Genomic DNA, 25,774 nt, shown 5'->3' with positions numbered 1-25,774 from the left:
TGGTCAGTGCGATCCGCACCGCATCTTCCCTAAATTCGTCTGTTCGTTTCAGTCCCATGCTCAGTCTCCTTTGTTGCAGTAAATGCTATCAAAGGAGCGGCATCAAACCGTGACAGGTCCAGGTTTCCGACGACGCCCCGCTCTGACAAGCATGCATGCCCGAGGCAAAACAGTGTCAGACCGAACAGACGCGCCACGAGCATTTCGACGCGCTCACTGTCCATAAGCCCACGTGCCTCGGTGAACACCGATGGCGCGAAGTGTCATACGCCGAGCTGGGCAATCCTGAAGATCGCAATCGCCTCGAAGATGACGACGCGCAAGTTTATCTCAGATCGCCGCGACGGCCTTCGCCAGAAGGTCGCGAACCTCGCGCGCGACGGCCGTCAGCTCAGCGCTTTCTACTGCCTGCATCGACGCAACCGGGTCGATGGAGCTGACCTCAATACCGCCATCGACCTCGCGTAGGATGACGTTGCAAGGCAGCATCGCGCCTACGCGCGGTTCCATCCCGATGGCAGCGTAGGCCATCTTCGGATTGCAAGCACCGAGAATACGGTAGGCCGGCATCTCAACATCGAGTTTCTTTTTCATCGTCGCCTTTACGTCAATTTCGGTCAGCACCCCAAAGCCGTTGTCCGCAAGGGCGTTTCGGGTGCGGGCATCGATGTCGTCGAATGTGCTGTCGTTGAACAGGCGATTGATTGTGTAACTCACGGGGCTGCACTCCTTGTGTTGGCTTGTCAGAAGCGGAATTGGCAAGGCGGCACCCGAATTGGCTTTGTTTGATGATTTCAGATGTATCGTTATCAATCTACGCCTGCGTTTCGCTGCAGCATGCTACCGCAATTGGGTATCGCCGCCTTGATCCACATCAGGGCCTGTGCCCCAATTTTCGCATATAACTGGATGCATAACAGGTTGTCCGTGTTGATGTCACATAAATGGAGTTACGGAATGGAATTCAAGAACAGGGTAATTGTCCCGAGCGTAGTCGCCGCATTCTGCGTGGCCGCCACGTCGGCGATGGCACAGGTCGGGAAAATCCCGGATCGAAACGGCTTTTACGATCATGGACATGACATGATGTGGGGCAGCAGTCAGTGGGGAGGCTTCGGAATGGTCCTTGGGCCGATCTTCATGATCTTGATCGTGGTCGGGATCGTTGCAGGGATCTTATATCTCCTGCGGCTGTTTGGCATGGCCGGACCTGCTTCTGGCAGCCACGCTGCGCACGACCGTGCTTTGGCGCTTCTTAAGGAACGTTATGCCAAGGGCGAGATCGACTCGACCGAGTTCACTGAGCGCAAGAAGCTGCTCGCTGATTGATCCGCGACGCGTTATGTTCTTTCTGGACAAGCGAGCCTGTTACAAAGCTAGTACTAGGCTCGCCGAGCTTCGGCCTCCTGCTTCAATCAGGCATATCTGGGTCCGACCATCCTGATTCAGAATGGCGAACTGGCCGCAAAAGTGCAGAATTCGCTTGATGACCCCATCAGCACGCACTGGCATGGCCTTCTGGTGCTCGGAGAGCATGACGGTGGTAAACTCGGCCGATCGCACCCGGTGAGACATGGGGACCAAAGATGACAGTTGCGCAGGACCCCGCAACCGTCTGGTACCACTCGCATATCCACGAACGCACTGCAGAACAGGTTTATTTCGGACTGGCAGGGGGCATCCACGTGACCGACGGGCAGGACGACGTCCGTAGTTTGCCGTCCACGTACGGGGTTGATGATCTAAAGCTTGTTTTGCAGGATCGCCGGTTCGATGGTTCCGGACGTATGGTCTATGACCCGTCCACGATGGATGTGATGCACGGGTTTGCCGAGAACCGGATGCTCGTCAACGGACAAGCAGATGCCACGGCGGTCGTGCCCTGGGGTTGGTGCGTTTGTGCCTGCTCAATGGTTCGAACGCCAGTATTCTTGGTTCAACCGTGGACGGTAAACCCGTCGAAGGTACCTTGAAGGTCAATGAACCCTTCGGCCTCGCCATTGATCAGAAAACCAGACTTGGGTCACCAATAGCGGCACAAACACCTTGACCCGCTTTCCGACCAACGATCCCGCCAATGCCGTAGAATTTGAGGTTGGAAACAGCCCGCATCACATCGCCATCGACAGCCAAGGCAAAGCTTGCAGCGAAGATTGGCGGCTTAGAAGACTTAATGTCCGACGATGAGCGCGCGGCCAAAGGTTGGATCGATCTGTGGGACATCGCCGACAAGTATCCCGCGGCGATGTGTCGATGATCCGCTCTGACGGCACGGTTCTTGGTCCCTTTGACGCTGAAAAGAGCATGAACGGGGCTTGGGGCATTTCCGTGGATGGCAATGACAATATATGGGTCTCGAATTCTATGAGCCAATCCATCACCTAGTTGTTTGGTGTGCGCACAGAGACCTGCCCATCAGGTGTTGCCACAGGAGAATCGATTTCACTCCAGAACGGCTACATTGGTGGTCTACAAATCATCGCGGGTATCGCGCTCGATCCTGCTGGCAATGCTTGGGTAACCACCCATGAAGGAAGGCTCGATTGGACCTCTTGTTCGAAAATGATCGATTTCACATCCATAGATGATGCTCGACAGCGGATTAGAAAATAAATAGTGTTTGGCAACGAAAAAACGGTCGAAATTCTCACACGGCAGCTTGACGCTGAGCATCTTTGAGGGGCCGCTGAAACCAGCTCGGAGGTCCCATGAAGCCTGAACGAAAGACGGGATGCGGTAACAATCAACCCGGGCCACTCGTTGGGGGCAGCCCAATTTTTTGAGCTCAGCGTTTCCAACGAATTCTTGGACGACCTGTCGAAATAATGAAAAATCAAGACTGAAAGTATAAAATGGGTATGCAAGACAAATTAGTATTTATCGGGGGCCCTCCGCGTTCTGGGACGACGCTGCTTCAACGAATGCTGAATTTGCATCCCCTGATTTATGCTGGGCCAGAGTTTGATTTTGTTCCGCCGATCATCAGGCTCCGCAAAAGGATGCTTGCAAGCATTGAATCTGGGAGGATTTCTGAGTTTCTTTCTGAAGATGAACTGGACGAATATTTTAAGAATTTTTTGGGCGGTATCTTGGAAGGGAAGTTGTTGGCTAGCGGAAAGAAAGTGATTTGTGAGAAATCCCCAGCCAATGCAGAAGTGATGCCAGACATCTTGGATCTCTTTAAAGATTCAAAAGGGATCGTAATACTAAGAGATCCTAAGGATGTGATGGCATCGCTTTTTTCGGTTAGGGATCGCTACGAGGCGAAAGGCAAGCAAGCTCCTCAGTTCACCGTTGACGCAAAAAGTGCTATAATCCGCTATTCTTCGGTGCTCAATCCAACCTTGGAGGCCCTCGAACGGTTCCCTCAACGAGTGTGCTTGGTCTTTTATGAAGATTTGGTGGAAAGACCCAAGCAGGCAATATCAGAAGTTCTAGATTTCCTCGGCCTTAGGGAAATCGACGAAGTCTTGGACTTGGGACGCGACGACTTGCTTCAGAAAAGGGATCGAAGTGGAATGTGGCACACCCAAGAGCAGCTCACGCGTTCTATTTCTCAGGCAAGCGTTGGAAAGTGGAAGCATGCAATCACGAACAAAGACCTTGTTGAGCTAGAAGCTGCCTTCGGTGAGGTCAAGTTGCTCAGCAGATACTTCTCAGAACTGGATATCCGCCAAGGATCTGATGACAATTAATTCACCAAAAATGTCATCAACCGTCTAATTTCGTTTCGTCAAAAGCCTTAGCGCATTATCGGTGAAAACTGTGCTTGGGCTGACAACTTGGAGCCAGAAAACTATAGCAACAATTCGTGGACAAGCGTTAAGATCACTGGAGAGGTGAAAACCGTCGACCGGCCTTAAAGTGTTGGGCACCGAGGGGGAAGCACGCATGCCCCTAGATAGGAACATGCATGCTCAAGAACCGATGGGACGTAACCGTCCTTAAAAATCGGCAGTCCGATCATTGATTACGAAGCCATTTTCCATCTCCAGCGTCGTAGGTTTTGTGATCTTGGCTATGACTTTGCGCACATCGATACTCTCAACGGCTTGTGTCTGATATGTCTTGTAATAATACTGAACGTTTTTGGTATCGGAAGCGGACGTCCAGATTGTGTAATCAGTTTGCAGGCTGTCGTCATGACCTTCGCGGACCGCGCCTTTTGGAATGTCAAAAGCGTTGAGGATGTGAAACGCATTGAAGATCGCCTCACTTGCGTCTGCCGCCGGGAGTGTCGTATTTGCGAACGCAACCGCCCTTACAAAACGAGAGGGCGACGTGAAATCGCCTGGAAGTCCAGCCATTCCAGTTCCCTGTCCATAGGGCTGCAATGTCTGACGGCCAACCGTGATTTCTGGAACGTTCTCAGCTTGCAGGCCGATATAGTTGCGCAGGTTGGTCAGGTGCCAATCGTAGGGCGGATTGTTGGTCATAGCATTCACGGTGTTATCGTGGATAGTAAGGCCGTCCAAAGTGTATTCGATAACGATCGAAGCGCCGGTAGCATCGGTCACACCGTAATGAAACGGTGCCACGCCCCTGAGCGCGTCAATATGGGTGCCCACGACTTCAATGGTTGGCAGAGCGGCCTTGACCTCGTCTACGGTCGCGAATTGCCCAAGGATCCAGTTGCCCAATTCTTCGGAAGAAACCGCATGGTCGCGATTTGCGTCACTGACGGTACCAAAAACGGCGTCACCGGCGAAATAGAACGCACCGAAATAAAGCCCTTCGGTATTCAAACCGTCGAAAACAATCGGCATGTCGAGACCGTTAGCACCGAGAAACCCATACTTAGCTTCGAATGTGAAGCCCGTTTGATCCTTGTCTAGCACGAGAGTTTCAATGGATGTTCCGGCGGGCACTGCATAGATATTAGATTGGACATCAAACCCAAATTCCATGGTGCGCGCAGGAACCACTGTACCATCCTGCGCGTGCAGCACGATTCCCGTACAGGCAAGAGCGGATTGGGTGCCTAAGGCGAGTATGGCAGCCCCAGCGATCAGGGTCTTAATGCTCTTAAAAACATTATTAGATGTTGTAATTTTCATGTTATTTTTCAAATCCTTAGGTAGTGGTAGTTAATGTGACTTAGGGCTACCTAGGCTTCCCACACTTAGCAAGTTTATAATGCCGACAATCGGCAAGAGATATACAGGCGCTCAGCGCTGCCAACACTAGTACGGTCAGGGAAAACTGCACCCAAAACCTGCAGGTCTTAATCAACTGCTACATAAGGTCCTCCAACGAATTGTTTCCGAGTTGACGAGTTCCGTCTGTTGGATACTGCTTCATATTGTTCCACCAAGCTCTACTTAATTTCACGACCTGCCCACCAGAGGCGATCATCGATCATGAAAAAGCCGACAGTTTCATTTTTCGTATGGCTATTGAAGGCGATTGCAAGGATCGCGGTGTTATTGTCTACCCAGTCTTGCGTTGCGTCTCGGCATGCGTCCTTTGAACCATCCGTTTGCGCCCGGCACTCAAGAAATTTCTCTTGATACGTGTTGCGTAATAGTTCCTTATCTTTAGGTATGTCGTGGCCGATGTCAGTGCCGCCGAACTCCATTCCTTCTACAGTTATTTTCCGAAGAGCAAAGTCAACGCCGCCCGTTCTATCGTACAGAATGATGTAATCTCTATAGGCAAAGGGCCCTTCGGCGGACCGAAACATCGTTTTGAATTGCGCAGCGTCTTGGCAACCTTTAGACCAATTACGAAATATGCCCCAACCAACAAAGGTTCATCATGTCCGAAGTCCTTGCGCTTGCTGGCGCGAACCTTTTATCGCCGATTATCTTATCATTTGTGTTGGGCCTTTTGGCCGCGATGGCGCGGTCCGACTTGTCTATTCCCGAGGCTGTGGCGAAAGGAATGTCGATATATCTGCTGTTTGCGATTGGCTTTAAAGGCGGTGCCGCGGTCGCGGATCATGGCGTCGATGCGGCTCTCCTTATGACTGTCGGTGCAGGCGTCCTTCTGTCGTTCGGTCTCCCCCTTCTTGCCTTTGCGTTGCTGAAGATACTCACGGGGTTTTCTCGGTTGGATGCAGCCGCTGTGGCTGCGCATTATGGATCCATAAGTATCGTAACATTTGTAGCTGCAACTTCGGTTCTAGAAGGACGTGCCATCGCTGCCGAGGGATATATGGTCGCTGTCGCCGCTGCTATGGAAGCTCCGGCGATCCTGTCTGCCTTGTGGTTGGTGTCACGCAACGGTTCGGGCGGGCGGATGGAACCGGGCCTGATGCGAGAAATCCTGCTTAATGGCTCTATCGTTTTGCTGGTTGGCAGCTTTGTAATCGGGATGGTGACGGGCGAAAGAGGTTTGACCGAGATTGCACCGTTCATTGTGTCGCCTTTTAAGGGTGTACTTTGCCTGTTCCTGCTGGACATGGGGTTGGTCGCGGGACGCGGGTTAAGGCAGTCGAAAGGTGTCTTGGGCTTAGGCGCGGTGGCATTCGGTATTGTAATGCCACTGGCTGGATCAATGATTGGGCTTGGGATGGGCATGTTGATCGGACTGTCGACTGGTGGCGTGGTGCTATTGATGGTTCTTGCAGCTTCGGCGTCCTACATTGCTGTGCCGGCTGCGATGAGGGTGGCATTGCCTGAGGCGAATCCAGCGATCTATTTGACGTTGTCGCTAGGTGTAACGTTCCCGTTCAATCTGACTTTGGGGATTCCCCTTTATGTGGCTGTAGCCACGCAGCTAACCGGAGGCTGACATGCAGATGCATCCCGCGAAACGCGTTGAAATTGTGATTGAAAAACCATTGGAAGGGCGACTGACTGATACCCTAACTGAAGCTGGCGTGACGGGCTATACGGTTGTGCCGGTGCGAGGTGGGTCGGGCCGGTCAGGCCCATGGACGCGCGAAGGTCAGATTGGCCGCGCAGGCATGGTCATGGTCATTTGTCTGATTAAGCCGGAGCGGCTAGACGCGCTTCTTGAAGCTGCGTTTGCGGTCGTTGAGCGTCATATTGGTGTGGTTTCTGTTAGCGACACACTCGTCTTAAGGGCTGAACGCTTCTAACCACTCCCTTATACTTCGGCTATGCCCCTAATGTGGGTAAAAAATTTAAGGCGGTCCTTCCCTTGGATTTGGTATGTCAGTGGCCGCCTCCTGCAATAGGGAACATTCGCCGCGCTGCAGGATTTGGGTTAAATGGTCTCAAACCTGCCGTTAGCTGCACCTTACAGCAATGGCAGCATTGGGCCGGAAGCAGAAGTCATTCTCGAAAGCAATATTCGAAACTAAGTCGCGGAATTTGTCGCTATCATTGCTGCCTAGAACGGACGGCAAGTTGAAGCCAAGTGTAGATATGTACGAACTATCAAGACACTTCCTGTAAATTCTCTAGTTGGGATGGTGGATCAACTTTACATGGACCTTCGGCGCAACAGAATATACCTTGGCGAAGTGAATTTTTATTTTATCGGTGCACAAGGAACTTAAACCCATGTTAACCAGACGCCATTTTGTGATTACTTCTGGTGCGTTATTTTCCGCACCTATCCCAAGCGCGCTGTCGGCGGCTCCAACATCGAATTCCGCAAATTGGGCTGCATGGGATGCACAAGTAACCCCACCCGATTACGATCCGGCGACGTCCAATCCTTGGGGTTTTAACCCGCGCTTTCTGCCGCAAGTTGTTGAAGCGAATGCGGGGCTAACGCCCGGCGACATCCATGTCGATGCTATTGCTCGATATGTTTACCACATCCGCAACGACGGCACCGCGATGCGATATGGCGTCGCGATCGCACGCGGGAGCCTTTATGAGCCGGGGACATATACCATCCGACGCAAGGCTAAATGGCCGACTTGGACACCCACAGCCGCGATGCTCAAACGCGATCCGCAATTGTATGAGCAATACGCCGACGGTCAGGATGGCGGCCCGACGAACCCGCTCGGATCGCGGGCGTTTTATCTATATGTCGGAAATCGCGATACCTATCTTCGTATTCACGGCACGCCTAGCCCTGGTTCTATTGGCGGGCGAGCGAGTTCGGGGTGTGTACGCATGGCGATGCCACACATCAATGATTTGTACGATTTTGTCTCGCCCGGAGTGCAGGCCTATCTCTATCCGCCAGAGGACACAGTTACCGCGCGGAGTTAAACCTCTGGGGAGCGCGTGCAGATCGGACGCCCCTCGTTTGAGCGAAGAGGTAGGAATGTTGTCTCAACGGGGCCAGCATAGCGATAGACATAACACCCATCTGAGTCATTGATCCGTACTTCACTTAGGTCCTGATAAGGAGCGGCGATAGCCACAAGTCCTTCGGGAACATCGCTCATTCGATAATCCACAGGTTGACCGTTGACTGAGGGCTGCGCGCCTTGAAACTCTGTGCACGCTGTAAGCGCAAGCGTCGCGCAGCCAATAACACAAGCCAGAACTTTCATTGCGTAATTCCCTCAAACATTAACTAATTGCCGTAAGTGTACGAAATAACGGCGGCTATTGTCGAGAGGGTGGGGTGGCGCTAACGTTTTCGCGCCGCCGTGAGGGCCGATCCGAGGACACCTTGGCCTTTTTCCTTGGGTATTGGAGCGGGTTTAGCTCTGTTTTTAGGATTGGGTTTTGCATCAGAGTGCCCGCACGGTGCGAATTCGGTGTTGTTAGGTGCGGCTCATGATATTTTGGAAGGCCGATCTGCGACAAACGGAGTTTTCCTGAAGCCATAAATAGTTTCGTTCGGACAATTATTCGCCAAAGCAGTCTTTTGGGCAATCCTTCTTCTACGGACGCTTCGGGCCGTTCGTGTCATTAAACACTAAGGGCGGAAAACGGGCTTTCGCCGCAAGCGCGAAGTATGATCAGCGAAGCGCCAAAGCGGATCTTTACCGCTCTATAATACCGAACTAGGCCGCAACCGTTAAAAACGGGCGGTTAGCAGGAGTTCGCGCCACTTTGTTGTCGCCAGTGAAAACCAAAGAATACTTTGGCTCTGCTCACTCCGTTCAAATTTAAAACGCAAAAGAAGGCGACCACTTAAATTTATGTCTGACAAGGTCAGCGGTTTGGGTATATCTTAGTTTAGTGTTTTATTTACAATGAATTATGCAAAGGAATTCAAAACATGAACCGTTTCACCTCCGCAAGTGTGCTTGCGCTTGCTGTCGCTGTCGGGCCGGCATTTGGCGATGTCTCTAAAGAGACGCTCAACGCGATCTCGATTCCTGACAAAGTGGAAACGTCGATTGGCACTCTGGAGTTCTTCGATGGAGTACCAACTGATGCCACAGTCGAAACTGTTTACGACAACCTCGACCGGATGCGCGGCATGGAGGTCTTCCTCGACAACGTTGGCGCCGTCTCGATGTACAGTGTTCGCAAGGGCCTCGCTGATGCCGGTGCCGAAGGCGCGAACCGCATCGCCCTCTTCGCTGACCTGATGGATTCGCAAACCCTCGTGGTCACCGCCAACACCTCGACCCTCTAGGCCTACACCTACACTGACCTCGAAAAAGACGGTCCCACCGTGATTGAGATCCCACCACGAATGCTCGGCTTCCTCAACGACGCTTGGCAGCGCTTCGCTGGTAACATGGGCGTAACCGGTCCCGACAAAGGCAAGGGCGGAAAATACTTCGTCGTACCCCCAGGCTACACGGGCGACATTCCTGACGGCTATTTTCTGCTCAAACCAACCACCAACCGCAACTTCATGTTCCTACGCGGCTCGATCAAGGATGGCCTGAAACCCGCCGTTGAAAACATCACGTCCAAGCTCCGGGTTTACCCGCTGAAAGACGCTGAAAAACCCGCCGCGACCGAATTCGTCAACGTGTCGAACAAGGCGTTCAACACGGACTTCCCCAGCAACTTCAACTATTTTGAAAACCTCAACGAAGTCGTTCAGGGCGAACCCCTTGATGCCATCAGCCCTGAAGTGCGTGGTGCAATCGCCTCCATCGGCATCGTCAAGGGGCAACCCTTCGCTCCCGACGACCGCATGAAGAAACTGCTGACCGAGGCCGCTACCCTTGGCGACGCGACCTCCCGGACCTTAACATTCCACCCACGGATTGACGGTGTGCGGATTTACCCCGACGCCCCCAAGAGTGTCTGGTCCACCGCCTTCGCCAACAGAAACACCAGCTTTGAAGCCGACGGAACTATGGGCCTCGACGCTCGGGTGCTCTACTACTTCAACGCTGGCGGCGTGACCCCCGCCATGGCCACAAGCCAAGCCGGTGAAGGCTCCGATTATGCCTTAGCGCTCCTCGATGCCAACCACGAAGCCTTCGATGGTTCGAAAACCTATAAACTCCATCTGCCCAAGGACGTCCCGGTCAACGACTTCTGGGCGATGACCATGTACGACACCCAGACCCGCTCCCAGCTTCAAACCAGCCAGAGCTTCCCAACCATCGGCAGCCAGACCAAGGGCATGGCCCAAAACGCGGATGGCTCCTACGATATCTGGTTCGCGCCCGACGCCCCCGAGGGCAAGGAAGGCAACTGGCTTCAAACCATCCCGGGCAAAAGCTGGTTTGCCATTCTGCGCATGTATGGTCCGCTTGAGCCTTGGATCAATCAGACATGGCGTCCGGGTGAAATCAAGGCCGTGAAATAGCGCGGTCATTTAAGGCGCATTTAAAACCTTATCAGATAACGAAAAGTGGAATTTTTCTATGATACTTAATCACCTAACATCGAAGCTGATGGCGGCGGCGGCCGCCCTCTGCCTTGCTTTACCCGCGCAGGCGGACCAGAACGCCGAGGCGCCGAAACTCGAGGAAATTGCCGAGCAGGCCTATCTTTATGGGTTGCAACAGGCGATTTACTACGGCCAGCGTTGGACCTACACCCAGAACGACGCCAAAGATAATATCGTATATGCGGGCCTGAATCAGTTTTCGTGGGTGCGCAAACAGATTACGCCTGATTATCCTGTGGTTACGCCAAATGCGACCACGCTATATGGCGCCGGCTTTCTTGATCTGCGTGCAGGTCCGGTTGTCATCGAAGTGCCAGAAATCACAGACCGCTATTTTAGTGTTCAGGTCATGGATCAATACGGCATTTTCCGGATGATCGTTGGTTCGCCTTTCAATGGCACAGCCGCGCATAAATACATCTTGGTTCCACCAAGCTTCACCGGTGATGTTCCAGCCGATTTCCCAACCACTGAAATTGTACAGTGGCCAACTTCGACCGCTTACGGGGTCGTACGGATGGCAGTCGAAACCGGGTCCGCTGCTGAGATCAAGATCATCAACGGCTATCAGGATCAGGTAACCATGACGCCACTGGCCGACTGGCTGGCCAATGATCACAAAGGCATTGCCCAAGCTGACAGATCTATTGTGAAAGGCGATTTCTTCATCCCTGAAGGTCTACCTGAATATCAGTTTGGTCAGGTCGACAAGCAGACTGCCGAGCAATATTTCACCCTGCTTAGTGTCATCCTGAACGATCCGACCATGCCGACGCTCACGGACTCGATCAAGGAGGCCGGCATGCTCAAGCAACTTGAGGTGTTCAACATCGGCAAGGGTCTGACCTTTGATTGGGCCAAGCTGCCAGCAGAACAGCAAACGGCACTCGAAACTGGGTTTAAGGCTGGGTTTGACGATGTCCGCAAAACCTTGAAGACCAACATGATAAACATGAATGGCTGGGGTGTTGTGCGCAACGATGGTGGGTTTGAAACAAAGTGGATGGATCGCGCAATCATCGCCGATGCAGCTTGGGCCGCACCGGACAAGAACATCTCGCATGGTGGTGCGTTCCTGTTTGCCGACTCCGAAGGCAAGCCGCTCGACGGCCAGAACAATTACACCCTGACCTTCGATATGAACGATTTACCACCGGTCACTCAATTCTGGTCGATCCCGATCTACAGCGCTGAAGGCTATTTCGTGGCCAATGAGATCAACCGCTACACCGTCAACAGCTTCATGCTCAAATCTGGTGAGTTGGTGGCCAAAGACGGTAAGTTGGTGATCTATGTCCAACACGAAAAGCCCTCGGAGCCGGAGCAGGCCAAGAACTGGCTCCCCGCGCCAGCAAAAGGTTTCCGCTTCACAGCGCGCTTTTACGGGCCCTACGCTCCAATTGTGAACGGCACCTACGACATGCCCAAGGTGGTTAAGGCGCAATAAGCCGTAGCAGATCAATGCGGATGGGGTCACCAGATTGGGAGATGCCATCCGTGTCCTGCATGAAATTTTAGGGTGGTCGGGCATTGACCGAAATCAATTGCGAAAAAGTTGGAAAGTTCGTTTAATTCCAACGCTCCTATCCATTTGTTGTGCAGCATTTACAAATCTGCGCACATAGTTGCTGTTGACTGCACTGCGCACCAAGTTCCAGTTTGGGCCGACCCCAACTGCGCATTTGAACTGAGAACCTACGATGCCGCGCTACAGTTTTAGTTCTAGAAAGAGCCCGAGGTAGTGGAACCAAGCCAATAGCGGGCACCGCCCAGTATGCTGGGACTGGCAGCTGACATGCAAACGGCTTATAAGGACAACAATCACCAACCGATTGCCAAGATATGACAGAAGCCGTCCCCAATACACCCGCCTCCCGAAACTGGGCGGTCCTTTTGTTCCTCAGCTTCGTGTGGGGAGGCGCGTTCATGTCAATGGCTGTGGCGTTAGAGCAATACGTTCCCTTCACCGTCGCTGCTGGCCGCATCGGTATCGGCGCGCTGGCGCTTCTGGCCGTCGTCGCCATCACTCGTCCGGCAGATCTGGCGATCAAGAACCCGAAAGACCTGTGCTTCATCCTGCTTTTGGGAATTTTGAACTTCGCTTTGCCATTCAGCCTTCTGGCCTGGGGGATACAGCGGGTACCTTCAGCCTTTGCTGGTATCACAATGGGCACTTCCCCTGTATTCGTGCTGCTCCTTGCGTATATCTTCGTTCCGGACGAACAGATAGGTCCGCGCCGGATCGCGGGTGTCTTCCTTGGGTTCGTGGGACTTCTGGTTCTAATTCTGCCTGAGGTTTTGGCCGGACAAGTCTCAGGTGGTACCGTCGTGGCAAAGATTGCCTGTGTGGCGGCGGCGCTCTGCTATTCGGTCGGTGCCATTCTGATCCGCCGCGCGCCGCCGATCCCTCCAATGGCATTCACCGCGGGTATGCTAACGGCGGGAACGATTGCACTGACGCCGATCGCGCTCCTGCTAGAAGGACTGCCAGAGATCACCGGTGAACGGGCGACATGGGCGCTGCTCTACGCCGGTATACTCCCTACTGGCTTGGCCTTTCTGCTGCGCGTAGTGCTGATCCGATCTGCGGGCCCCATTTTCATGAGCCTCGTGGCCTACATCGTACCTCTCTGGGCTATTCTTCTGGGAGTCATTTTGCTGAACGAAACCCTGAGTTTCAGCACCTACATAGGTGCAGGAATCATCCTGTCTGGCGTTGGCCTGACACAACTGAGGCTTCGTAAGAAGCGCTAGTCTGCATCGACTAGGATAGGAAACCAAAATGCTGCACAATGCGCACAGGTCTGTTTTCGGGAAATGGGTAAGCTGACATTGAGTGTGGCCGGATGTCCGCTATGGGCCGTTCGCGACAATGACAGCAACGGCGGTTTAGAGCCGATTTTACTCGCATTTGCATTAACAATATGTTCAGAAGTGGCATGAAATTAGATTGTAAAATCGCCGCATGACATTTTTTGATTACATTGATCTTTATTGTGAGCGCACAGCACCGGGGTTTTGGAATGAACCAATCAACGCCCTCAGCAATGTCGCCTTTTTGATCGCAGCGTGGATCGCTTGGCGCGCACTTCAGGCGTCCGATCAGCGTGGCATCATGGACTACGTTCTCATCTGCCTGGCGGCCTGTATTGGTGTAGGATCATTCCTGTTTCACACCTACGCCAATGGGCAAACCGAACTGCTGGACGTGATACCCATCTGGACATTTGTAGTATTGTACGTCGCCACCACGGTCTTCCGCATCAGCAATGGGAACCATCTGAAAACCCTACGGATAATGCTTATTGTTATCGTTTGTGTTGGCGTCAGCCTCTGGGCGACAAGCGCAGACATCTCGACTCAGGATGCCGATGAGCCCGCTCGCTTAAACGGGTCTTTGCAATATATCCCAGCATTGGTGGCGCTTTGGTTATTCTCTATGGCTACGTTCGTGCGTCGCCATCCAGCCAGAACGCTGGTGATCGCGGCGGCAGGTTGCTTCACGGTTTCCTTGGGTTTTCGCACAGTCGACCTGATGACCTGTGGTGCCACAGGCTTGGGCACTCATTTCATGTGGCATGTTTTGAACGGTTCAATGGTGCTCGCGCTTTTGATGGCGCTAATTAGGCATGTCCCACCAGTTGAAAAACCGAGCCACGATGTGCGCCATGTATAAGTCGAATTAGTTTTTTACTGCGGACTTTAGGACCGCACCAAAAACCCTCCTATTTGGAACGACCATAATTCATATAGTTTTACGCTGCCACAAACCCCGTTCAAATCCTGAGCGGTAACTGATGGTTTATGGCTCTTCCCGTGATGGCGGATATCCCCCTCATGTTTTTTAGCCGCCGATCTATCGTTTGGATTAGAGCGTACCAAGCTTGTTAGTGATCGTGCCCAGAACCATTCACAGAATCAAATAGCAGGTCGGACATAGAGTAGCAGCCAATAGAGCTAAGGTACCGTGGGGCCAAAAAGGCCACACGATTGGGAATCAAGTTCATGGATACGAATTCTGCCTCTGCATTCGCAAGTTAATGTAAGTCGCAAATAGGCTTATTGCTCAGAAGAAATCGCCTTGTTTGTCAGGTTGTTTAGAGCACCGGTCATCTTTTTGAGATATTCCGCATCGGCAGGCAGCCCGTGATCGGCCACAAAGGACGCGGGCTCATGATACACCACATGCACTTGACCATCGCCATCCTCGTAAGCGAGGACACGTAGCGGCAGGTCAAGTCCTGAAGTCTGGCTATCAAGCATTGCTGGCGTTCCAAGTGCAGGATTGCCGAACATCAGCATTTGCGCAGGGCGCATCTCCATGTCTATCGAAGCGGCACCTTCGGCATGGTCCACACGAGCGAAAATGGTGGCTCCGGCTCCTTCAACAGCCGCCTGAAGCCGATCCACCGTAACGGAAACTGTGTGGGGACTGACTTTATTGATCATTTCAGCTGCTGCGGATTGGGCCATCATGGCCAGGCCAAGTGTTGCGGCAAGAATTAGAGAAGTGCGCATGTGTTGTGTTCCTTTTACAGTCTGTCTTTTTCTTCTAGCACAGCGCGGATACGTCGTTAGTCAAATGGCCGTGATGACACGCCCCAGCTTGCCTTGTAAAACGTGGCGAGAAAGAAAGTGAAAAGGAAGCCAAACGGTTTATTATTTGGATTAGCATTATTGCTCTAATAATAATTGTGGTGGTAATATTATTTGGGACTAAATAGGCTCTCACAAGATAGCAGCTAAAAATCACTTCTTTTGATCATGAAATCAATCCGTCAAAATATTCAAAATGCTTTCACGTTTCGCTGGTTTTCCCTCTAAGAGGTTCATTATCGCTTCAGTTTCAGGCGACACATCATAACCATGTAGTACATAGGTCAGACTGACATCCAAGACATCGCAAATTGCTGCTAGACGACAAATTCCTGGTTCCTTTTTATCTTTGAGCAGCGAGTGTAAATATCCAGCACCAGCGCCAGCTTCTATCGAAGTCGTCCGCATAGATTTGCCGCTTTTATCGAGTGACTTTTGTAGCCTTTCTCTGACCTGATCTAGGCTTAATCGATTGTTACTCATATTGCGAAATGGCCCCTTCATTTACCCAAGGTCGGCCTGATGCTATCCAAGCCCACGATCAACGCCCTAAAGACACCTAACCACACTCCTTTGCGCAGGATATGAATGCGGCGACTGCTTCTTCAGTTGCGTGAAGCGCGCAAAAGCAGGCAGGAATAGGCATGTCTGAATCGAATATTCCGTTCGCCCATCGCAGCGCGCTTGATGCGCGAAACTTTGCACGATCAGGGAGTTCATTGATCTGGCTGTTTATCCATGCGGCAGCCTCGTTCTGCATGATTTCGTTGATAACACTCATTTGGGCTCCTCAACTTATCGGACCGTGAACGAAGTCAAATCCCGACAACAAACCTTCGCCAGAGCGGGGTACGGATGGTCAGAATTCGCGGTTCCACTTAAAAGTTCTTTCAGAAGAGATTCGGCTCGACCACTATTAACAGAAAACCTCAGGGAGCTTTTCCAGATATCCGCAGGATAAGTTGATGTCGCTTCAAGGCCGTTTCGAGGCCATGCATGTTCTGATTTTAAGTCGAAAAATGAAACTATTTTTTGGACAGAGAGTTCACCACTTACAATATCACTTATCCAACTCGGGCGACATGCTTTGATCACTCGTAGCCCGGCAAGCAGCATTCCTTCCGCAGGATTTCCTCTCCCCCCGCCCTGCGTAACCCTGCATATTGTAAACAATCGCTCCATATCCCTAAATGTAATCGCCTCATTGGCGGGAATGGCATGAAGGAAGTCCATTTCGTTATTAAATTTTTCGGGCCTCTGCTGATTACTCTTCGACAGCTGAGTAAAATAATAAACTTCATTTGAGGCGGTAGTTGTTTCATGGGGATCTGTTTGCTGCATGGGCATCTCAACTTGAATAAATCGTTGAAGGTATTTTGCGGCATCGACTCCATTGCCATATCTGGCATGTACAGAATTCTCGAGTTCTTTTAGATTAACCCCCAGCACGAAATGCACGTTCGGAACCGCGAATAAATGCTTCATGATTTCCAAAAGGCTTAGTGCGTAATCTGGGCGGCATCGATCCAACTCATCTACAATAATTACCAACTGCTTGGAACTGTCCGTGCCGTTGTTAGTCATTGCTTTCAGAGCTGATCTGAAACCCTCCATGGCCAGCCGTCGGCTATCTTCGGCACTCCAATAATCCTCAGCAGCTTTTGACGCCTCATCGCCCGCGGTGTCCGTAGCAGCCCCAATTGCTGCTCCCGCAACTTCGGTTGCGCCATATGTGACCAATGCAAGACCTACCCGAAAAGCAGGAAATGCAACTTTCTTCATCATCGAAAAGGCCGTATCCCACTTCTTCTTCTCAACCTTTTCAGAAATAACGGATCCCAGAGAGAGAAGCGGTTCATCCAGATAATCGTGCTGGAACGCATCAAAGTAGATGACGTCGGCGTTATTAAGATTGTTACATTTGGTCCAGCGTTGCAAAAAAAGGACTTCCCGCACCCCCAAGGTCCATCAACGGCGATAACTAGGGGCTGTTTCTAGTTGTTCAAAGTTTTTGTTAGATTCTCACCCTTGGTTACTAGATCAGTAACATTGCCGCCTAAAGAAACCGCTTCATTCTCATCCATTTCGGTCGTCATAGGTGTAATTTTCATGCGGTGTGGATCCCTCAAAGTGATGTTTTGGTCTGCTGGCGCATCATGCGCACGACCATCATTGAAGGCTACACATATTTTCACCGGCAAAACCTGTGCGGTGCAGTCGCCAGCCATAAGTCGGCTGGCGTAACTAACCTAATAGCGTTAGCTAATGCGGAAAACGTTGGTCACCTGCTCGTAAGCTGGCAGACCTACTTCCTGCATTACGTCAACGATATGAAAAACCCTTACATATTCGAAATCAGCAACTCGCCCCGTGTACCTCGGCTGTCGTTTTTCTTGCCGACGGTGTAAGTCGTCGTAACCTCGGCCATTTTAAAGTCTGCTAACGCCTCCCTGATCGCTGGAACATCATTGATCGACATGAGGAACTACGTCGGAGAAATAGGGGGTGAACCTGCCGTGAGCATCTATAAAAATATGCAAGCAAACATGCCAGTAACGTTCCTCTCGGCTGTGGTTTCAATGGCTTGGCGAAGCCGCTTTGAGGACTAGCGAGATTTAAAGAAAATCTATATGTTTTCATAAATAGGTCTGCACGGCGCATGCATGTTTATTGCGCTTGGGTGCTCCTCCTCACATCCAGCATTTCTGACAAAAATGGTTAGCGTTTGGGGCAGGGGAGTTTCCTCCCCCACTATTTTCCCGAATTTGTGCGATGTATTCTCCCGTAACGTCCACAGTGCGCACAAGAAATCTCAACCATTTCGGTGGGGTAATCCTTGGCACGGCGGGTCTGCTAGGAAGGGAATTTTAGTGTGGCGAGTGCTTTAAGACAACACATCGGGAGATAAATATTGCCTCAGTTTAGGTCGTCGATACCCAGAGAAGTGAAGCGGCAGAACGAAAGAAGGCGGCAATGCGTTAGCGTGCCACCCTCAGATCAGTTAACGCACGTGCAGGTACATACTGATGGGCCATTTAGTAGATAAATCCGCATAAACATACAATAATAGCTTAGAACTCTGCTTCCGCAGCGTGTCATTTCTACACCTAATTGCGGCCGCCGAATCTTCCAAACGAACCACCAGAGGGCGCAAGCAGACTCGGCACGCGAGGGAAATGCGTTTGGATTTCAAGGCCACTCTCCGGCTGATCAACGCTTCCGAAATCTGTAACCCTGCATTCTTGGCAAGAATCAACGCAGTGACACGATTGTAGCAAGTAAAATGCACTGGAAGGGGTACTAATTTGATTTATTAAAAAGCACCCCTTTCACCAGCCTGATGATCCTAGCCAATGTGGTTTGCGCTTAGCCTCTGAAGTTCGACTTCCCAACGTGAAAGTTCGGCAAAAATCTGGTTCGATGTTTCTACACTCTGGGGCACCATTTTAAACTTTTAACTGTATGTTTATAAGCACTAAATCAGCATTGCGAATTTTGTGGTACACCTAATAGTCCACCTTTTATTGCTCGCTGCGATTCCATCGTTGTATGTAGCTCGCCACGAATATCTGCAGTAAGTGACACGAGAAATTGCAGCAGAACGCTTTCGGCCCTCAACGGACCTTAGATCTTGGTCAATCGAATGTCCGCTATTCACCTTAAGTCCACTCAAGAAAACCACTGAAATACGGTTTCATATTTTACTAAATTATCTTATTATCTAAAGCGCTTTCTGAGCGAAAAAATCTGCATCGATTGCCGGAAACTGAAATGCTCCGCGCCAGAAAATGGAAGTGTTCACTCCACTTTCTTTGTTTCCCGAAAAGCGCTTGGAGAAAGCCCTAATGAGCTTTTGAAGGAGCGCCTGAAACTCCTAGGATCAGAATATCCCAATATCAAAGCTATCTGATCGAGAGGCGTGTCCGTTTCTACCAGGAGTGAAGCCGCGCGATGAGAAACGACTTGTGCGCGGACTTTGCGAAAGGTTGTCCCCTCATCCTTCAAAGCACGTTGGAGAGACCTGACTCCGATGCAGAGTAACTTTGCAACGGCCGTTTCATTTGTCAGGTGCGTTGCAAAGGTGATGGAGAGGACCTGAACAACGGCATCTTCCATTGTTTGTGCGGGCGCAATCCCCATCAGCCCTTCTAATTCGTTGAGGGAAATTGATTGATCCGGCTTTGGGGGGGCAGGATTCAACGCGGTCAGGTCGGTCAATCGAATAGCGATACTAGGTATCACAGCGCCAACGCGAACAGGCGCGCCCACAAGGTCTTCGAGTTCCGTCGCGTCGCGGCCTCTAACATTCGGAAGTTCAACCCAATCGGGTTTCCAATCCGATCCCAGAAAATGACGCGCAACATGCCCGATGACAAACAAAGCACCTTCGTCAAGGTGGTGATGACCCGTCACAGATAGACCGTTAGAATTGCGGCCCACAACCAAATGCGTATCGGTTTGCCGTTGCACAATTTCCGAACCAGGGTGTATCAACAAGAGGGCCCGCCGTCCTCGCTCAAGAGCTGTCGCAAGATTAGGGGCGGCGAGCACAAAATGAGCATACGCACCATAAGACGAATACTGGAAATTTTTCCCTATTCGGGCACCGAGATGGCGATCATTTATGGCCCGTGCAACGCTTTCAATCAGGATTGCTTCTGCGGCATAGGGTATAAATCCGGACACGCCTTCGAGCATCGCACGATCGAGCCCAGCGGTATGGAGGGCTTGATCCACAATCCGCCGCGATGAGAATTGCTCCAGTAATTGGATTACATGCGCAAGTTCGAGCAGATTCACCAGTTTACGTTCCATGCAGCGAAATTGTCGCAAAATGTCCGGTGATGCCTTGATATGAATCAAAGGCTGAATGACCGGCCGTCCTTACCATGCAAGCAACTTCAGAGGAGACGCAGAGAAATGAACACCACTTCAATTCACGTGCCATTTATATTGTGCGGCTTGTGCCTGCCCATCGCGGCCGTTGCGCAGGACGCAGCCGATTTAGCGCAGGAACTGGCGAACCCGCTTGCCGCCATCATTTCCGTGCCGTTCCAGCTTAACATGGATGACAACATCGGCGCGGATGATGCTGGTAGTCGCACAACGCTCAACTTGCAGCCGGTCATTCCCTTTGCGCTTGATAACGGCGCCAATATCGTCACCCGCACGATCATCCCCTACATCTGGCAGGACGATGTGGTTCCGGGCACGTCGCAGAGCGGCGTTGGCGATATTCTGGTGAACGCATGGTACACTCGCACGACCGAGGATAATTTGACCTGGGGTGTGGGGCCTATCCTGAAGATTCCGACCTTTACCGATGTCTCAAGCGATACTTGGGCTGGTGGCATCACCGGTATTGCATTGAAGCAAACAGGCCCTTGGACTCTGGGCGTGATGGCCAACCACATCTGGGATCTTGAGAGCAACCCAACGACTCCCACCAACGCCACTTTTATTCAGCCCTTCGTGACATATTCCACTGAAAGTGCTTGGACCTTCTCGCTCCAAAGCGAAACCACCTATGACTGGGAAGCCGAAAGCTGGGCGATACCGGTGAATGCGTCGGTGTCAAAGCTGGCCATCATCGGCGGCAAGCCTGTCAATTTCCAGGGTGGCGTCGGCTATTGGATCGAGTCACCTACGGGTGGTCCAGAGGGCTGGAGATTCCGCTTACAAGCCCAGTTGGCGATTCCGAAAGGGTGACGTCTCGTGTCACTGAAGACAGCATAAATCACATCCCTGTCGTTTTTTTGCGGGCCATGGGTCCAGCGAACAAGATGCCTCCTGGCATCAGCAGCATCAAAAAAGGAGAATCCGAATGGTAATCAGACAAACAGGCCTCATGACGTCCCTCGTAATGGCGGTTGCATTGGGCTTTGCAATGTCCTCGCCCGCAGCGGCGAACAAACAGTTTGAAAATACAGTTGGAGGCGCGGCCGTGGGCGCAGGCGTCGGCTATCTCGTCGGTGGCAAGGATGGAGCGACTGGTGGTGCAGTTGTCGGTGCAATCGCTGGCTACAACAAGAGCACCAGATCCAAAAATACCTACAAGAAAAAGAAGAAATAGAACTTTGCCGAGTTCGCCCGACCCAATAAATTGCCAAAGGATTTAGTCGATGTCGAAGAAAGTATTCAAAGCCGCAGTCGCCGCAGTTTGTCTCCTCCAGTTCGGACAGGTTGCGCAAGCCGACGAGATAATGGACCAAGTTTTTGAGACGGCCCAGCCCTATATGCACCACAGTTGTAGCAGCGTTCTTGATACCTTTGGCGAGGATGAGGCCAAGGTTGCTGAGATTGTGCGCCTGATGGCGATGGTCTCCCTCTACAATCGCCAGATTGATATTCTAGCGGCGATTCCAGACGAGCAGGACCGCGCAGACCTCAAGGATGAGTTCGTCGAAGAGCTAGAAGATTCCTGTGATGACGATGCGGGAATGTTGTTGGCTGGAGCCGTCGATCTTGCGGTCAAGGAGACGATGGAAGCATTTGACTGAGATCAAGGAGATCTATTGGAACTTTGGACTAAAGCAAGCGGTGCTCTAAGAGTTTTTGTTTTGTGCAATTGAAAAATGTCAGTTCGAAGACGCCTATTTTGGCACCATTTCTGTGCCCGATCTCTTTCCTAACAGAGATAATATTAAAGGAGACCATATATGCTGCTTAAACTGGTAATGAAATCTTTAACTCTAGCCATTTTTACCTCTGGTCTGTCGATCGGAGCGTCGGCCCAAGTCGCATCTGGTGATATTCGGGCCGCACTTGATGCTGACGAATACCCATCGATGTTGAATTCTGTGCCTGTTTCGTTAGAGAATTTTCCAACCGCCGAGACTCATCACATGATGCAGGTTGCCATTGAAAACATCGCGGACATTGGAGATTGGGCGCATGTTCGAGATCTGACTCCGATTGATGGGCAAAACGTCGTCCGGATGAACCGGGACACGCTCTATTCTTCGGTGATTCTTGACCTTTCAACACCGGCGGTTCTGATCAAAAATGATGTTGGCGACCGTTATCAGTCCGTTCTGATCATCAACGAAGGGCATTTCGCCCGCAAGGTGATCTATGAGCCTGGAGAATACGAACTAACCCAGGAAGATTTGGGCAGCCGGTATGTGGTCGTGATTGTCAGAACACTCGTGGATGCCGAGGATCCGGAGGATGTTTCAAAGGCGCACGCGGCGCAGGATGCGCTTTCCATTGTGCAGGCAGACAAGGGTCAGTTTGAGGTTCCCAATTGGGACCAGAGCGAATTGGAGTTGATGCGCGACGCCTTGAAGACGCTGGGCCGGTTTTTGCAAGATCGCGACTCGGCTTTTGGCGCAAGCATGGAAGAGGTCGACCCAACAGCGTTTTTGATTTCGTCTGCGGATACGTGGGGGGGCTGGAAGCCCGAACATGCTGTTTATCAGAATCGGACCCCGGCGCTGAACGACGGGAAAACGCCCCATGTTCTGACCCTGACCGATGTTCCGTCTGCGCCGAACGCGTTTTGGTCCATCAGCGTCTACAACGCCGACGGATTCTTTCAGAAGAACGAATTCGACAAATACGTGGTCAATAGCCGAAAGGCTGAAACGGATGCGGACGGTAACGTAACCATTCATTTTGGCGGCGACCCATCTCAGCCAAATTTCCTGCCGATCATGGATGACTGGAACTACATGTTGCGGATTTATCTGCCGCAAGAAGCCTACTTTTCAGGATCTTGGACGGCGTCTGAAGCTACACCCGCAAACTAATATTCACCTTCCCAGAATGGGATCGACAAAACGCAATTCTAACACCCTTGGGACGGCTGCGGTGTAAGCCCAGTCAAGCAAGACACACACCAAGAAGGACCTTTCTATGCCAAAACTTTTTTTCCACACAGTCCCGACTCTCGCAACTTTCTTCGTTGTTTCTTTCATTGGTAGTAGTGCCTTGTCCCAGTCGACAAGCGCCACGCTGGACGCCCTTGTCGATAGCAGGGAAATCCCGGTCACGGTTGATAATTTTGTCCGCGCCGCAACGGATGTAGAGCTTGGAAAATACGTCTCACTGGCCGGTGGGGTAAACCAATTCTTCCATTTTCGAGCGCCAACCCCGGTGGAAGACCAACCGACCATCCGCATGAACCGCGACACTCTGTATAGCACAGCCGTAGTCGACATTAGCGAGGGCGCAACCCTGACGTTGCCCGATGTGGGGGATCGCTACATGACCGCGATGATCGTTAACCAAGATCATTACATCAACGAAGTCTTTTTCGGCGGCGGGACTTACACGTTGGACACAAAGACATTCGACACACCCTACGTCATCGTTTTCATGCGGGTTCTTGTCGACGCAGCCGACCCCGAGGATGTCGCGGCGGTGAACGCGATTCAGGATGGCATGACGATCAACGCCGCCTCTTCCAAACCTTTCATCACCCCAGATTATGACGAAGAAAACTTGAATGCGATGATTTCCGCAATTCTGGGGCTGAGCCCATTCACGCCCAACAGTTTTCACATGTTCGGCTCCAAAGATAAGGTTGAAGCCGTGCGCCATTTCCTCGGCACGGCTGGCGGCTGGGGTGGCTTGCCCGAGACCGAAGCATTCTATCTGAGTGTTGAACCCGGTCTGCCTGTTGGAACTTACAGAATCGAGGTCCCCGCGGACGTCCCTGTGGAGGCGTTCTGGTCCATCAGCCTCTACAATTCGGGCGGCTTCTTCGAGCCAAATTCCCTTGATGCTTACAACATCAATTCGGTCACTGGGGAGCGCAACGACAACGGTAGCATGACCGTGCATTTGGGCGGCTGCGACGACGGCCGGATCAACTGCCTGCCGATCATGCAGGACTGGAATTATACCGTGCGCCTCTATCGTCCGGCGCCTGAAATTCTCGACGGAAGCTGGAGTTTCCCTGCCGCCCAGCCTGCGAATTGATTGTGTGTAAAAAGGAAAAAACAATGAAACTATTACTGACACTGGCGCTATGCGCCCCGACGCTGGCTTTGGCCGAAAGCGTCACGGTCGAGACCTTCGTGCGCGCCGAGTCCGATCACATGATCCGTGAGCAAATGAAAACCTACGATATGGATTTCGGAAAGCTGATCCACCTGCGCGAGCCGGTAACGCCAGAAAACCAGGCCGTCATCCGGATGAACCAGGACACGCTTTATTCCTCAACCGTGGTGGATCTGTCTGAACCGGTGGAAATTACCCTGCCCGAATTGGAAGGCCGCTATCAGTCCCTGCATGTGATCAATCAGGATCACTATTTGTTTGCCGAGGCCAAACCCGGGACTTACACGCTGACCGAAGAAGGGGTCGGCACCCGTTTTGCCGTGGTGTCGTTCCGCACCTTTGCCGACATTACGGATTCTGACGACATCGCCAAGGCCCATGCCGCACAAGACGCCATCGAGATGAGCGGTGGCGGCAAAGGCCCGTTCGAGGCACCTGACTGGAACCTGGATGACCTCGCCATGGCCCGCAAGGCGCTCAGCGACATTGCCGTCCTTGGTTTCAACGCGGACTATGCCTTCGGCCGAAAAGACGAGACGCGCCCGATCGACCACCTTGTCGGTGCCGCCGCTGGCTGGGGCGGCCTGCCGCGCACTGCGGCGTCTTACGTTGTCGACAGCGTCGACGCCAATGACGGCGAAACCCCACATGCCATAACGGTCAAGGACGTGCCGGTGGACGCGTTCTGGTCCATTACCGTCTACAACGCCGACGGCTATCTGGAGGCCAATGATATGGGCGTGAACAGCTATAACAACTTCACAGCCAAGCCAAACGATGACGGGTCCTTCACGCTCCATTTTGGCGACTGCGAAGATGGGCGGTTGAACTGCATCCCCATCACGCAAGGCTGGAACTACGCCACCCGCCTTTATGAGCCCCGGGAAGAGATCCTCGACGGAAGCTGGACCTTCCCAGAATTCGATCAGATCGACTAAAATTAGTGCAACCACCGCGTGAAACCTTACTGAAGGGATCAGCCTTGTTTCACACGGTGGTTTGGGACACAAAACTGACTTGCATCACCACTTGGAAAACTCCCTTTCGCAGAGCCGCTCAAAGTCTGGGTGCATAAATCCAGAAATCCTAACACGCACCTACCCTGAGGGTCTGAATTTGACCACAATCGCTTTTCGCTTCAGCTACGATGCTCTGAATCCCGTCATTGAGGATGGGTGCGGAGAATAGGCACTTTGTCTGCTCAGCAGACCTTGGCGCCCACCGCAGCGAATATCCGGTTTCCGCCCCTTAATCCCATTTATGGCTGGACCATACAACTTCGCCGACCACGTTTTCCGATATAGCAATCATGTCGTCGCCCATACGGTGTTCCGTCTGTTAGTTGACAAGAATAACTGCAGTAGACAGAGGTGGTCCTAAGTTTTCGACCAGTTTGCAGCCTTGTTAAGGTGGATCAGGGTTTCATGTCAGGCTGCTACTCTCATTGGTTCTGTTTTGTTGGCATAGGCCTCGTCGGGGGGCAAGA

General features: G+C 52.0%; 27 protein-coding genes and 2 pseudogenes. 18 read left to right on the top strand and 11 right to left on the bottom strand.

The features are described from left to right. Window positions 1-330: 330 nt before the first annotated feature. Window positions 331-717 (bottom strand): DUF302 domain-containing protein, encoded by a 387-nt coding sequence (locus tag AB9F29_RS20120; RefSeq protein WP_369757007.1) that lies wholly within the window; start codon window positions 715-717, stop codon window positions 331-333. Window positions 718-957: 240 nt separating this feature from the next. On the opposite strand from AB9F29_RS20120, the gene AB9F29_RS20115 reads away from it, so the two are divergent. Continuing rightward, complete coding sequence (locus tag AB9F29_RS20115) at window positions 958-1,329, top strand: SHOCT domain-containing protein (protein WP_369757006.1); 372 nt, start codon at window positions 958-960, stop codon at window positions 1,327-1,329. 96 nt (window positions 1,330-1,425) lie between these two features. After that, window positions 1,426-1,973 (top strand): annotated as a pseudogene (locus AB9F29_RS20110) (multicopper oxidase domain-containing protein). Window positions 1,974-2,004: 31 nt separating this feature from the next. Here AB9F29_RS20110 and AB9F29_RS20105 read toward each other — a convergent pair. Next, complete coding sequence (locus AB9F29_RS20105; protein ID WP_369757005.1) at window positions 2,005-2,373, bottom strand: hypothetical protein; 369 nt, start codon at window positions 2,371-2,373, stop codon at window positions 2,005-2,007. Between the two features lie 479 nt (window positions 2,374-2,852). Here AB9F29_RS20105 and AB9F29_RS20100 point away from each other — a divergent pair, with 479 nt between their 5' ends. Further along, window positions 2,853-3,695, top strand: coding sequence for a sulfotransferase (locus AB9F29_RS20100; protein WP_335585905.1), 843 nt, complete (start codon window positions 2,853-2,855; stop codon window positions 3,693-3,695). Window positions 3,696-3,944: 249 nt separating this feature from the next. On the opposite strand, the gene AB9F29_RS20095 is transcribed toward AB9F29_RS20100, so the two are convergent. Together AB9F29_RS20095 and AB9F29_RS20090 are read right to left on the bottom strand one after the other, a co-directional pair. Further along, window positions 3,945-5,057, bottom strand: coding sequence for a linear amide C-N hydrolase (locus AB9F29_RS20095; RefSeq protein WP_369757004.1), 1,113 nt, complete (start codon window positions 5,055-5,057; stop codon window positions 3,945-3,947). 260 nt (window positions 5,058-5,317) lie between these two features. Further along, window positions 5,318-5,683: a hypothetical protein gene (locus tag AB9F29_RS20090; protein WP_335585907.1), complete on the bottom strand. Its 366-nt coding sequence runs from the start codon at window positions 5,681-5,683 to the stop codon at window positions 5,318-5,320. A gap of 74 nt (window positions 5,684-5,757) precedes the next feature. On the opposite strand from AB9F29_RS20090, the gene AB9F29_RS20085 reads away from it, so the two are divergent. The 3 genes from AB9F29_RS20085 to AB9F29_RS20075 all read left to right on the top strand — a co-directional run bounded on the left by AB9F29_RS20085 (window position 5,758) and on the right by AB9F29_RS20075 (window position 8,138). Then, window positions 5,758-6,735 (top strand): sodium-dependent bicarbonate transport family permease, encoded by a 978-nt coding sequence (locus AB9F29_RS20085; RefSeq protein WP_335585908.1) that lies wholly within the window; start codon window positions 5,758-5,760, stop codon window positions 6,733-6,735. Window position 6,736: 1 nt separating this feature from the next. Beyond that, a complete protein-coding gene (locus tag AB9F29_RS20080; RefSeq protein WP_369757003.1) occupies window positions 6,737-7,045 on the top strand; it encodes a transcriptional regulator in 309 nt (102 codons plus the stop codon). Window positions 7,046-7,472: 427 nt separating this feature from the next. Next, complete coding sequence (locus AB9F29_RS20075) at window positions 7,473-8,138, top strand: L,D-transpeptidase (RefSeq protein ID WP_369757002.1); 666 nt, start codon at window positions 7,473-7,475, stop codon at window positions 8,136-8,138. On the opposite strand, the gene AB9F29_RS20070 is transcribed toward AB9F29_RS20075, so the two are convergent. Continuing rightward, window positions 8,135-8,425, bottom strand: a complete 291-nt coding sequence (locus AB9F29_RS20070) for a hypothetical protein (protein WP_369757001.1) — start codon at window positions 8,423-8,425, stop codon at window positions 8,135-8,137. The two genes, AB9F29_RS20075 and AB9F29_RS20070, sit on opposite strands and share 4 nt — an antisense overlap. A 677-nt stretch (window positions 8,426-9,102) precedes the next feature. On the opposite strand from AB9F29_RS20070, the gene AB9F29_RS20065 reads away from it, so the two are divergent. The 6 genes and pseudogenes from AB9F29_RS20065 to AB9F29_RS20040 all read left to right on the top strand — a co-directional run bounded on the left by AB9F29_RS20065 (window position 9,103) and on the right by AB9F29_RS20040 (window position 14,362). Continuing rightward, entirely contained in the window at window positions 9,103-9,465 is a 363-nt protein-coding gene (locus AB9F29_RS20065) for a hypothetical protein (RefSeq protein WP_369757000.1), read from the top strand. A 21-nt stretch (window positions 9,466-9,486) separates the two neighbouring features. Further along, window positions 9,487-9,756: pseudogene (locus AB9F29_RS20060) on the top strand (DUF1254 domain-containing protein); the annotation flags it as partial. A 222-nt stretch (window positions 9,757-9,978) separates the two neighbouring features. After that, window positions 9,979-10,602, top strand: a complete 624-nt coding sequence (locus tag AB9F29_RS20055; RefSeq protein WP_369757008.1) for a DUF1214 domain-containing protein — start codon at window positions 9,979-9,981, stop codon at window positions 10,600-10,602. A 58-nt stretch (window positions 10,603-10,660) separates the two neighbouring features. Then, entirely contained in the window at window positions 10,661-12,133 is a 1,473-nt protein-coding gene (locus AB9F29_RS20050) for a DUF1254 domain-containing protein (protein WP_369756999.1), read from the top strand. Window positions 12,134-12,528: 395 nt separating this feature from the next. Continuing rightward, entirely contained in the window at window positions 12,529-13,440 is a 912-nt protein-coding gene (locus tag AB9F29_RS20045) for a DMT family transporter (protein ID WP_369756998.1), read from the top strand. A 211-nt stretch (window positions 13,441-13,651) separates the two neighbouring features. Further along, window positions 13,652-14,362, top strand: coding sequence for a ceramidase domain-containing protein (locus tag AB9F29_RS20040; RefSeq protein WP_369756997.1), 711 nt, complete (start codon window positions 13,652-13,654; stop codon window positions 14,360-14,362). 383 nt (window positions 14,363-14,745) lie between these two features. On the opposite strand, the gene AB9F29_RS20035 is transcribed toward AB9F29_RS20040, so the two are convergent. The 6 genes from AB9F29_RS20035 to AB9F29_RS20010 form a co-directional block, all read right to left on the bottom strand. Further along, window positions 14,746-15,204, bottom strand: a complete 459-nt coding sequence (locus tag AB9F29_RS20035; RefSeq protein WP_369756996.1) for a DUF302 domain-containing protein — start codon at window positions 15,202-15,204, stop codon at window positions 14,746-14,748. Window positions 15,205-15,456: 252 nt separating this feature from the next. Then, window positions 15,457-15,765 (bottom strand): hypothetical protein, encoded by a 309-nt coding sequence (locus AB9F29_RS20030; protein ID WP_369756995.1) that lies wholly within the window; start codon window positions 15,763-15,765, stop codon window positions 15,457-15,459. A 76-nt stretch (window positions 15,766-15,841) separates the two neighbouring features. Next, window positions 15,842-16,063 carry a hypothetical protein gene (locus AB9F29_RS20025; protein WP_369756994.1) on the bottom strand — a complete coding sequence of 74 codons (222 nt, stop codon included), beginning with the start codon at window positions 16,061-16,063 and terminating at the stop codon, window positions 15,842-15,844. Between the two features lie 14 nt (window positions 16,064-16,077). Continuing rightward, on the bottom strand, window positions 16,078-17,238 hold the full coding sequence (locus AB9F29_RS20020; RefSeq protein WP_369756993.1) for a P-loop NTPase fold protein: 1,161 nt from the start codon (window positions 17,236-17,238) through the stop codon (window positions 16,078-16,080). A gap of 385 nt (window positions 17,239-17,623) precedes the next feature. Beyond that, a complete protein-coding gene (locus tag AB9F29_RS20015; RefSeq protein ID WP_369756992.1) occupies window positions 17,624-17,761 on the bottom strand; it encodes a hypothetical protein in 138 nt (45 codons plus the stop codon). A 1,319-nt stretch (window positions 17,762-19,080) separates the two neighbouring features. Then, window positions 19,081-20,097, bottom strand: a complete 1,017-nt coding sequence (locus AB9F29_RS20010; RefSeq protein ID WP_369756991.1) for a helix-turn-helix domain-containing protein — start codon at window positions 20,095-20,097, stop codon at window positions 19,081-19,083. Window positions 20,098-20,202: 105 nt separating this feature from the next. Here AB9F29_RS20010 and AB9F29_RS20005 point away from each other — a divergent pair, with 105 nt between their 5' ends. From AB9F29_RS20005 to AB9F29_RS19980, 6 genes are all read left to right on the top strand, one after another. Continuing rightward, a complete protein-coding gene (locus AB9F29_RS20005; RefSeq protein ID WP_369756990.1) occupies window positions 20,203-20,991 on the top strand; it encodes a transporter in 789 nt (262 codons plus the stop codon). A gap of 115 nt (window positions 20,992-21,106) precedes the next feature. Beyond that, entirely contained in the window at window positions 21,107-21,355 is a 249-nt protein-coding gene (locus tag AB9F29_RS20000; protein ID WP_369756989.1) for a YMGG-like glycine zipper-containing protein, read from the top strand. 49 nt (window positions 21,356-21,404) lie between these two features. Then, window positions 21,405-21,782 (top strand): hypothetical protein, encoded by a 378-nt coding sequence (locus AB9F29_RS19995; protein ID WP_369756988.1) that lies wholly within the window; start codon window positions 21,405-21,407, stop codon window positions 21,780-21,782. Window positions 21,783-21,941: 159 nt separating this feature from the next. Continuing rightward, window positions 21,942-23,033, top strand: coding sequence for a DUF1214 domain-containing protein (locus AB9F29_RS19990; protein WP_369756987.1), 1,092 nt, complete (start codon window positions 21,942-21,944; stop codon window positions 23,031-23,033). 106 nt (window positions 23,034-23,139) lie between these two features. Then, window positions 23,140-24,207, top strand: a complete 1,068-nt coding sequence (locus tag AB9F29_RS19985; RefSeq protein WP_369756986.1) for a DUF1214 domain-containing protein — start codon at window positions 23,140-23,142, stop codon at window positions 24,205-24,207. 23 nt (window positions 24,208-24,230) lie between these two features. Next, window positions 24,231-25,226: a DUF1254 domain-containing protein gene (locus AB9F29_RS19980; protein WP_369756985.1), complete on the top strand. Its 996-nt coding sequence runs from the start codon at window positions 24,231-24,233 to the stop codon at window positions 25,224-25,226. Window positions 25,227-25,774: the final 548 nt, after the last annotated feature.

The organism is Falsihalocynthiibacter sp. S25ZX9, assembly GCF_041205405.1.
Classification (GTDB): Bacteria; Pseudomonadota; Alphaproteobacteria; order Rhodobacterales; family Rhodobacteraceae; genus Falsihalocynthiibacter; species Falsihalocynthiibacter arcticus.
The sequence above is the reverse complement of the archived record's forward strand: the minus strand, read 5'-3'. Positions and strand labels throughout refer to the sequence as shown.